Genomic DNA, 7,351 nt, shown 5'->3' with positions numbered 1-7,351 from the left:
GCTTGAGCGAGCTGGGGTTGTTGAGGATGTCTTCGAGCTTGGCCTGGTCGATGCGAAGCTCCTTCAGGTCTTGCTCGATCTTGATGCCTTCCAGCCGCGCCAGTTGGCGCAGGCGGATGTCAAGAATGTCTTCGGCCTGGATCTGGCTCAGCTTGAAGCGGTCGATCAGCGCCTGCTTCGGCTCGTCAGAGTGCCGAATAATGCGAATGACTTCATCGATGTTGAGCAGCACCAGCTGCCGCCCCTCCAAGATGTGGATGCGCGCCAGCACCTTGTCGAGCCGGTGTTGTGTGCGCCGCTGCACCGTCTCGGCACGGAAGGCCACCCACTCGGTGAGCATCTGGCGCAAGCTCTTCTGGGTGGGCCGGCCATCGGCGCCGATCATCGTGAGGTTGATCGACGCCGAGCTTTCCAGGCTGGTGTGGGCCAGCAGCGTGGTGATGAGCTCCTGCTGTTCGATGCGGCTGGTCTTGGGCTCGAACACCAGGCGCACCGCAGCGTCTTTGCTCGATTCGTCGCGCACGGCGTCGAGCACGGCGAGCACGGTGGTTTTCAGCTGCACCTGCTCGGCACTCAGCGCCTTCTTGCCGGCCTTGACCTTGGGGTTGGTGAGTTCTTCGATCTCTTCCAGCACACGCTGCGAGCTGGCGCCCGGCGGCAGCTCGGTGACCACCAGCTGCCACTGCCCACGCGCCAGTTCTTCGATCTTCCAGCGCGCCCGCACCTTCAAGCTGCCGCGGCCGGTGGCGTACGCCGCGCGGATGTCTTCAGCGCTGCTGATGATCTGGCCACCGCCCGCGTAGTCGGGGCCGGGAATCAGCGTCGCAAACTCATCGTCGCTCAGCCGGTCGTTGCGGATGAGAGCGACCGCAGCGGCCGCCACTTCGCGCAAGTTGTGCGACGGTATTTCGGTGGCCAGGCCGACGGCAATGCCACTCGCGCCATTGAGCAACACGAAGGGCAAGCGCGCCGGCAAGAGCTTCGGCTCTTCGGTCGAGCCGTCGTAGTTGGGGGTGAAGTCAACCGTGCCTTCGTCCAGCTCGTCGAGCAGCAGGCGCGAGATGGGCGCCAGGCGCGCTTCGGTGTAACGCATCGCCGCAGCGCCATCGCCGTCACGCGAGCCGAAGTTGCCCTGGCCGTCGATCAGCGGGTAGCGCTGCGAGAAGTCTTGCGCCATGCGCACCAGGGCGTCGTACACCGACTGATCGCCGTGGGGGTGGAAGCGGCCCAGCACGTCACCCACCATGCGCGCGCTCTTCATCGGCTTGGCGCCAGAGGTGCCGGTGAAGCTCAAGCCCAGCCGCTCCATCGCAAACAAGATGCGCCGCTGCACGGGCTTCTGGCCGTCGCACACATCGGGCAAGGCGCGGCCCTTCACCACGCTCAGCGCGTATTCAAGGTAGGCACGCTCGGCGTAGTGCGCCAGGGTGATGGCGTCGCCGCTGTCAGGGGTCTCAGTGGTCATCGTGATCCGAAAAGGTCCATCAGTTGGGGGCTGAAGCCACGCTCGCCCCATGCATTTGAATTTCTTTGGCGCGGCGCGGCATGGTGTTTTGCAGCAGCGCCCAATACAACTCGAGCACCAGGTGCACATGGGCCTGGGTCTCGGGAAAGGGTGGCATCGCACCGCCACTTTTCACCACCGCGGTCGGGCCCGCATTCCACGCGGCGAGCGCCACGTCGACCCGGCCAAAGCGCCTGATCAGCTGCGACAGCATGCGCGCGCCGGTCAAGATGTTGTGGCGTGCATCGAGCAGGCGTTCGGCCTCCAGCTGGCGTGCCGCTGGGGTCGGGCCCGTCGGCATGATCTGCATCAGCCCCACCGCGCCGCGTGGCGACACCGCCTTGGCATCGAAACCGGATTCAACGGCGATGATGGCCTTGAGCAGCTCGATGTCGACCGCATGCGCTTTCGCCGCTTCGCGAAGAATCGCCTGCAGCGACTTCACCTCGGGCGCGAACTCCAGCCAGGTGAGCAGGCCGCCCGCAGCGTCGCTCTTGCCCGGAACGCGCGTTTCACCACCGGCCGCATTGCCCAGCACCAGGCGGTAGCGCGAGTCGACCTGCGTGGGCGCCACGTGAGCCACACCGGCACCGTCGACATAGCCCCACACCTGAGCCTGCGCGCACAAGGGCGCCCACAGCAACAAGACCGGCCAGACTTTCACACGTCCACCTCGACGTCATCGCCATGCAGCTCCATCAGGTCGCGGCGTGCTTGTGCTTCGCCCTTGCCCATCAGCTTGGTCAACGAATCGGTGGTGGCGATGAAATCGAGCTGGCCGAAGCCGACCTTCAGCAGGCGCCGCGTGTCGGGGTTGAGCGTGGTGTCCCACAGCTGCTCGGCGTTCATCTCTCCCAGGCCCTTGAAGCGGCTGATGCTCCAGGAGTTTTCGCGGGCGCCTTCCTTGCGCAGCTTGTCGAGCGTAGCGGTGAGCTCGCCTTCGTCCAGCGCATAGATCTTGGCGGCCGGCTTTTTGCCGCGGGCCGGAGCGTCCACGCGGAAGAGCGGCGGCTTGGCGATGTAGATGTTTCCGCGCTCGACCAGCTTGGGGAAATGGCGGAAAAAGAGCGTGAGCAGCAGCACCTGGATGTGCGAGCCGTCAACGTCAGCGTCGCTCAGGATGCAGATCTTTCCGTAGCGCAAGCCGCTCAGGTCGGGCGTGTCATTCGGGCCATGCGGGTCCACGCCGATGGCCACCGAGATGTCGTGGATTTCATTGTTGGCAAACAGGCGGTCACGCTCCACCTCCCAGGCGTTGAGCACCTTGCCGCGCAGCGGCAAGATGGCCTGCGTTTCCTTGTCGCGGCCCATCTTGGCGCTGCCACCGGCCGAGTCGCCCTCGACGAGGAACAGCTCGTTCAGCGTCAGGTCGCGGCTCTCGCAATCGGTCAACTTGCCCGGCAGCACGGCCACACCCGAGCCCTTGCGCTTCTCGACCTTCTGGCTGGCGCGCTGGCGCGTCTGAGCTTGTTTGATGACGAGCTCGGCGAGCTTCTTGCCCAGATCCACGTGCTGGTTGAGCCACAGCTCCAGCGCGGGTTTGACGTAGGTCGACACCAGGCGCAGCGCATCGCGGCTGTTGAGCCGCTCCTTGATCTGGCCCTGGAACTGCGGGTCGAGCACCTTGGCGCTGAGCACGAAGCTGGCGCGCGAGAACACGTCTTCAGGCATCAGCTTCACGCCCTTGGGCAGCAGGCTGTGCAGGTCGATGAAACCTTTGACCGCGCCGAACAAACCGTCTTTCAAGCCCGACTCGTGCGTGCCGCCGTTCACCGTGGGGATCAGGTTGACGTAGCTCTCGCGCATCGGCGAGCCGTCTTCGGTGAAGGCCACGCACCACGCGGCGCCCTCGCCTTCGGCGAAGTTTTCGGTCTCTCCCTTGTCAGCGTAGTGTTCGCCTTCGAAGAGCGGAATCACCGGGTCCTGGTTCAGCGTCTGCATGAGGTAGTCGCGCAGGCCGCCCTTGTACATCCAGCTGAGCACTTCGCCGGTCTTCTCGGTGGTGAGCGTCACGCTCACACCGGGCATCAACACCGCCTTGCTGCGCAGCAGGTGCGTCAGGTCGCCTTTGGGGAAGTCGGCACTCTCGAAGTATTTGGCATCGGGCCAGGCGCGCACCGTGGTGCCAGTCTTGCGGTCGGCGTTGGTGGCGCGGCGCAGTTTCAGCGGCTCGATCACGTCGCCACCCGAGAACACGATGTTGGCGACCTGGTTCTCACGGTGCACCTGCACTTCGAGCCGCTTGGCCAGCGCGTTGGTCACGCTCACGCCCACGCCGTGCAGGCCGCCCGAGAAGCTGTAAGCGCCGCCCGAACCCTTGTCGAACTTGCCTCCGGCGTGCAGCCGCGTGAACACGATCTCGACCACCGACACCCTTTCTTCAGGGTGCAGGCCGAAGGGAATGCCACGGCCATCGTCGTGCACGCTGACCGAGCCGTCGGCGTGCAGCGTCACGTCAATGCGCTTGCCGTGGCCGGCCAGGGCTTCGTCGGCTGCGTTGTCGATCACTTCCTGAATGATGTGCAGCGGGTTGTCGGTGCGGGTGTACATGCCCGGCCGCTGCTTGACGGGCTCGAGCCCCTTGAGCACGCGAATCGAAGACTCGCCGTAGGAGTTGCTGGGTGTGGTTGCCATATGCGGGGAATTCTAGGCACATCACTCAGGGTGACGTGTCGATGCACAAACGGCGGCAGAACGAAGTCGTTAAAGTCTCGCGATGACCTCCACCGTCGCCGCGCCTGCGAAGCTCTCCATGAAACAGGTGCTGCTGTGCGGCGCCTTGATCGTCACGCTGTCCATGGGCATACGCCACGGCTTCGGCCTGTGGCTGCAACCCATCACCATGGACCGTGGCTGGTCGCGCGAAACCTTTGCGTTTGCACTCGCCATCCAGAACCTCGCCTGGGGTCTCGCCGGGCCGGTGGCAGGCATGCTGGCCGATCGATACGGCGCGTTTCGCGTGCTCATCGTCGGCAGCCTGTTTTATGCCGCCGGGCTGGTGCTGATGGCGCTGGCCACCTCGGGCCTGGCGTTCACCGGCAGCGCGGGGCTGATCCTCGGCCTGGCGCAATCGGGCACCACCTACGCCGTGGTCTATGGCGTGATCGGCCGCAACGTCGCACCCGACAAGCGCAGCTGGGCCATGGGCGTCGCAGCGGCCGCCGGATCGTTCGGCCAGTTCCTGATGGTTCCGGTGGAAAACTGGCTGATCGGCAGCTTCGGCTGGCAAAACGCACTCTTTCTGCTCGGCTGCCTGGCGCTGGCCATCGTGCCGCTCGCCTTCGGCCTGAAGGAGCCTGCCGCGCCCAAGGCCAGCGGCTTGCAGCAAAGCATCGGCAGCGCGGTGCGCGAAGCCTTCGGCTACCCGAGCTTCCAGCTGCTGATGGCGGGCTACTTCGTCTGCGGTTTTCAGGTGGTGTTCATCGGCGTGCACATGCCGAGCTACCTCAAGGACAACGGGCTCACGCCCAATGTGGCCACCACGGCGCTCGCGCTGATCGGCCTGTTCAATGTGTTCGGCACTTATGCGGCGGGTTCCTTGGGCGAGCGCATGCCCAAGAAGTACATCCTCTCGACGATCTATGCGCTGCGCTCGGTGGCGATCGTGGTGTTCTTGAGCGTGCCGCTCACACCCTGGAGCGTGTACATCTTCTCGTCGGTGATGGGCTTCCTGTGGCTGTCGACCGTGCCGCCCACCAACGCGGTGATTGCGCAGATCTTTGGTGTGCAATACATGTCGATGTTGGGCGGGTTTGTATTTTTGAGCCACCAGATCGGCTCTTTCCTCGGGGTGTGGCTGGGCGGCAAGCTATACGACGCCACCGGCAGCTACAACGTGGTGTGGTGGATCGCGGTGGGCCTGGGCGTCTTTGCCGCCCTCGTCAACCTGCCGGTGCGCGAAGCACCGATCACGCGCGTGGCGCCCCGCGCGGCCTGAGATGAAGCTGCGCCACGCCGCCGCCTGGTCTGTCGCGACGCTCGCGCTGTTGCTGGTGTTTGCCGCCTACCTGCAGCCCGATCTGGCGTTCACACTGGCGAACCAACTCTGGAACTGCTTTTGACATGAACGTCATCGTGATCACCGGCGCGTCCGAAGGCATTGGCGCCGAGATGGCGCGCCAATGGGCGCGGCGTGGCAAGGCTGATACCGCACTGGTGCTGGCGGCTCGAAATGTCGAGAAACTCGAAGCGGTGGCGACCGAATGCCGCGCCTTCGGCAGCCAGGTTCTCGTGCAACGGTGTGATGTGGGCGTGCAGGCCGAGTGTGTCGCGCTGATCAACGCAGCCATGCAGGCATTTGGCCGCATCGATACCCTGGTCAACAACGCCGGCATGTCGGCGCAAGCGCTGTTCAGTGACGTCACCGACCTCGGTTGGTACGAGACGCTGATGCGCATCAACCACTGGGGCAGCGTGTGGTGCACCCATGCTGCCTTGCCTCAGCTCAAGGCCACGCGCGGGCGCATCGTCGGTGTCTCCAGCCTGGCCGGCCTGGTGGGTGTGCCGGGGCGCACGGCCTACTGCGGCACCAAGTTCGCGATGACGGGCTTCTTCGAGGCGCTGCGGGTCGAGTTGCTGTCAGCCGGCGTGAGCGTCACCCTCGCCTACCCTGGCGTGGTGGCCACCGAGATCCGCTACCGCGGCTTCAACGCCAAGGGCGAGGCCGCCGGCCAAAGCGGCCTTGATGAAACAGGGGCGATGAGCATCGAGACCTGCGCCCGGCTGATCATCGACGGCACCGAGGCCCGTGAGCGCGACATCGTCATGACGACCAAGGGCAAGCTCGGCCGCTGGCTCAAGCTGCTGGCGCCGGGCGTGGTCGACAAGCTGGCCTTGAAGGCCCTGAACCAGCACGCCCGCCCGCAATGACGCCGCCGCCGTCTGAATGGGTCCAGCGCTGGTCGCACCTGGTTCCTGAAGGGGCAAACGTGCTCGACGTGGCCTGCGGCGGCGGCCGGCACATCGCGTGGTTCGCCGAACGCGGCTGCCGGGTGACCGGTATCGATCGCGATGCGGCTGCGGTCGAACCGATGCGCGGCGTGGCCGAAATCCTGGTCGCCGACATCGAAAACGGCCCCTGGCCACTCCACGGCCGCTCCTTCGATGCTGTGGTCGTGACCCATTACCTCTGGCGCCCGCTGTTGCCCACCCTGGTCGGCAGCCTGGCCGAGGGCGGCGTGTTGATCTACGAAACCTTCGCCGACGGCAACCAGGCGGTCGGCAAACCCTCGAACCCCGACTTTCTCCTGCAACCCGGGGAACTGCTGCGGGCCGCGCAGGGTCTGGAGATCGTGGCCTACGAAAACGGGTTTCTCGAGACTCCATCCCGCTATGTGCAACGCATCACAGCGGTGAAACCGCGGGCCAATCTCACGACCCGGCCCCGCTTCAACCTGGCCTCTGGGGCAGGCACCCCGGGGCGGCTAAAATCTTCGGATTCCGAGGAACCCGCATGAATCCCATTGTTGGCAGCATCGTGGCGCTGATCACGCCGATGCACGAAGACGGCAGCGTCGACTATGACGCGCTGCGTCGCCTGATCGATTGGCACATCGCCGAGGGCACCGACTGCATCGGTGTGGTCGGCACCACCGGCGAGTCGCCCACGGTGTCGGTCGAAGAGCACTGCGAAATCATCCGCGTCGCGGTGGAGCAGGCGCGCGGGCGGGTGCCCGTGATGGCCGGCACCGGCGGCAACTCCACACGTGAGGCCATCGAGCTGTCGCGCTACGCCAAAAAGGTCGGCGCCGATTGCACGCTGTCGGTCGTGCCCTACTACAACAAGCCCTCGCAAGAAGGCATCTACGCCCACTTCAAGGCCATAGCCGAAGCGGTCGACGTGCCGAT

General features: G+C 65.2%; 8 protein-coding genes. 5 read left to right on the top strand and 3 right to left on the bottom strand.

Translation table 11 applies throughout. From position 1 onward, the window contains the following. The 3 genes from RMO40_RS00880 to RMO40_RS00870 form a co-directional block, all read right to left on the bottom strand. On the bottom strand, positions 1–1,465 hold a 1,465-nt coding region (locus RMO40_RS00880; RefSeq protein ID WP_309715038.1), incomplete at its 3' end, for a DNA topoisomerase (ATP-hydrolyzing). 19 nt (positions 1,466–1,484) lie between these two features. Next, positions 1,485–2,168: a transglycosylase SLT domain-containing protein gene (locus tag RMO40_RS00875; RefSeq protein ID WP_309715036.1), complete on the bottom strand. Its 684-nt coding sequence runs from the start codon at positions 2,166–2,168 to the stop codon at positions 1,485–1,487. After that, positions 2,165–4,138 (bottom strand): DNA topoisomerase IV subunit B, encoded by a 1,974-nt coding sequence (locus RMO40_RS00870; protein ID WP_309715034.1) that lies wholly within the window; start codon positions 4,136–4,138, stop codon positions 2,165–2,167. The genes RMO40_RS00875 and RMO40_RS00870 overlap by 4 nt, the downstream gene beginning before the upstream one ends. 82 nt (positions 4,139–4,220) lie before the next feature. Between RMO40_RS00870 and RMO40_RS00865 the strand changes: the two genes are divergently transcribed. The 5 genes from RMO40_RS00865 to RMO40_RS00845 form a co-directional block, all read left to right on the top strand. Continuing rightward, positions 4,221–5,441: an MFS transporter gene (locus RMO40_RS00865; RefSeq protein ID WP_309715032.1), complete on the top strand. Its 1,221-nt coding sequence runs from the start codon at positions 4,221–4,223 to the stop codon at positions 5,439–5,441. 1 nt (position 5,442) lies between these two features. Next, entirely contained in the window at positions 5,443–5,565 is a 123-nt protein-coding gene (locus RMO40_RS00860; RefSeq protein WP_309715030.1) for a hypothetical protein, read from the top strand. A 1-nt stretch (position 5,566) separates the two neighbouring features. Beyond that, complete coding sequence (locus RMO40_RS00855) at positions 5,567–6,373, top strand: SDR family oxidoreductase (protein WP_309715028.1); 807 nt, start codon at positions 5,567–5,569, stop codon at positions 6,371–6,373. Continuing rightward, the gene (locus tag RMO40_RS00850) at positions 6,370–6,960 is read left to right on the top strand and encodes a methyltransferase domain-containing protein (protein WP_309715026.1); all 591 of its coding nucleotides are present in this window, start codon (positions 6,370–6,372) and stop codon (positions 6,958–6,960) included. Before RMO40_RS00855 ends, RMO40_RS00850 begins: the two co-directional genes overlap by 4 nt. After that, positions 6,957–7,351: dihydrodipicolinate synthase family protein (locus tag RMO40_RS00845; protein ID WP_309715023.1), on the top strand; the 395-nt coding region annotated here is incomplete at its 3' end. The genes RMO40_RS00850 and RMO40_RS00845, both read left to right, overlap by 4 nt.

The sequence above is a fragment of the Rhizobacter sp. genome, assembly GCF_031412075.1.
Lineage (GTDB): Bacteria > Pseudomonadota > Gammaproteobacteria > Burkholderiales > Burkholderiaceae_C > Rhizobacter.
Note: the sequence above shows the minus strand (reverse complement) of the source record. Positions and strands in the feature narration are given on the sequence as shown.

What these genes read in the sequence shown, in the direction of transcription:
- RMO40_RS00865 (WP_309715032.1), top strand. Translation starts at nt 4,221, where the DNA reads ATGACCTCCACCGTCGCCGCGCCTGCGAAGCTCTCCATGAAACAGGTG.
- RMO40_RS00850 (WP_309715026.1), top strand. Translation starts at nt 6,370, where the DNA reads ATGACGCCGCCGCCGTCTGAATGGGTCCAGCGCTGGTCGCACCTGGTT.
- RMO40_RS00860 (WP_309715030.1), top strand. Translation starts at nt 5,443, where the DNA reads ATGAAGCTGCGCCACGCCGCCGCCTGGTCTGTCGCGACGCTCGCGCTG.
- RMO40_RS00870 (WP_309715034.1), bottom strand. Translation starts at nt 4,138, where the DNA reads ATGGCAACCACACCCAGCAACTCCTACGGCGAGTCTTCGATTCGCGTG.
- RMO40_RS00855 (WP_309715028.1), top strand. Translation starts at nt 5,567, where the DNA reads ATGAACGTCATCGTGATCACCGGCGCGTCCGAAGGCATTGGCGCCGAG.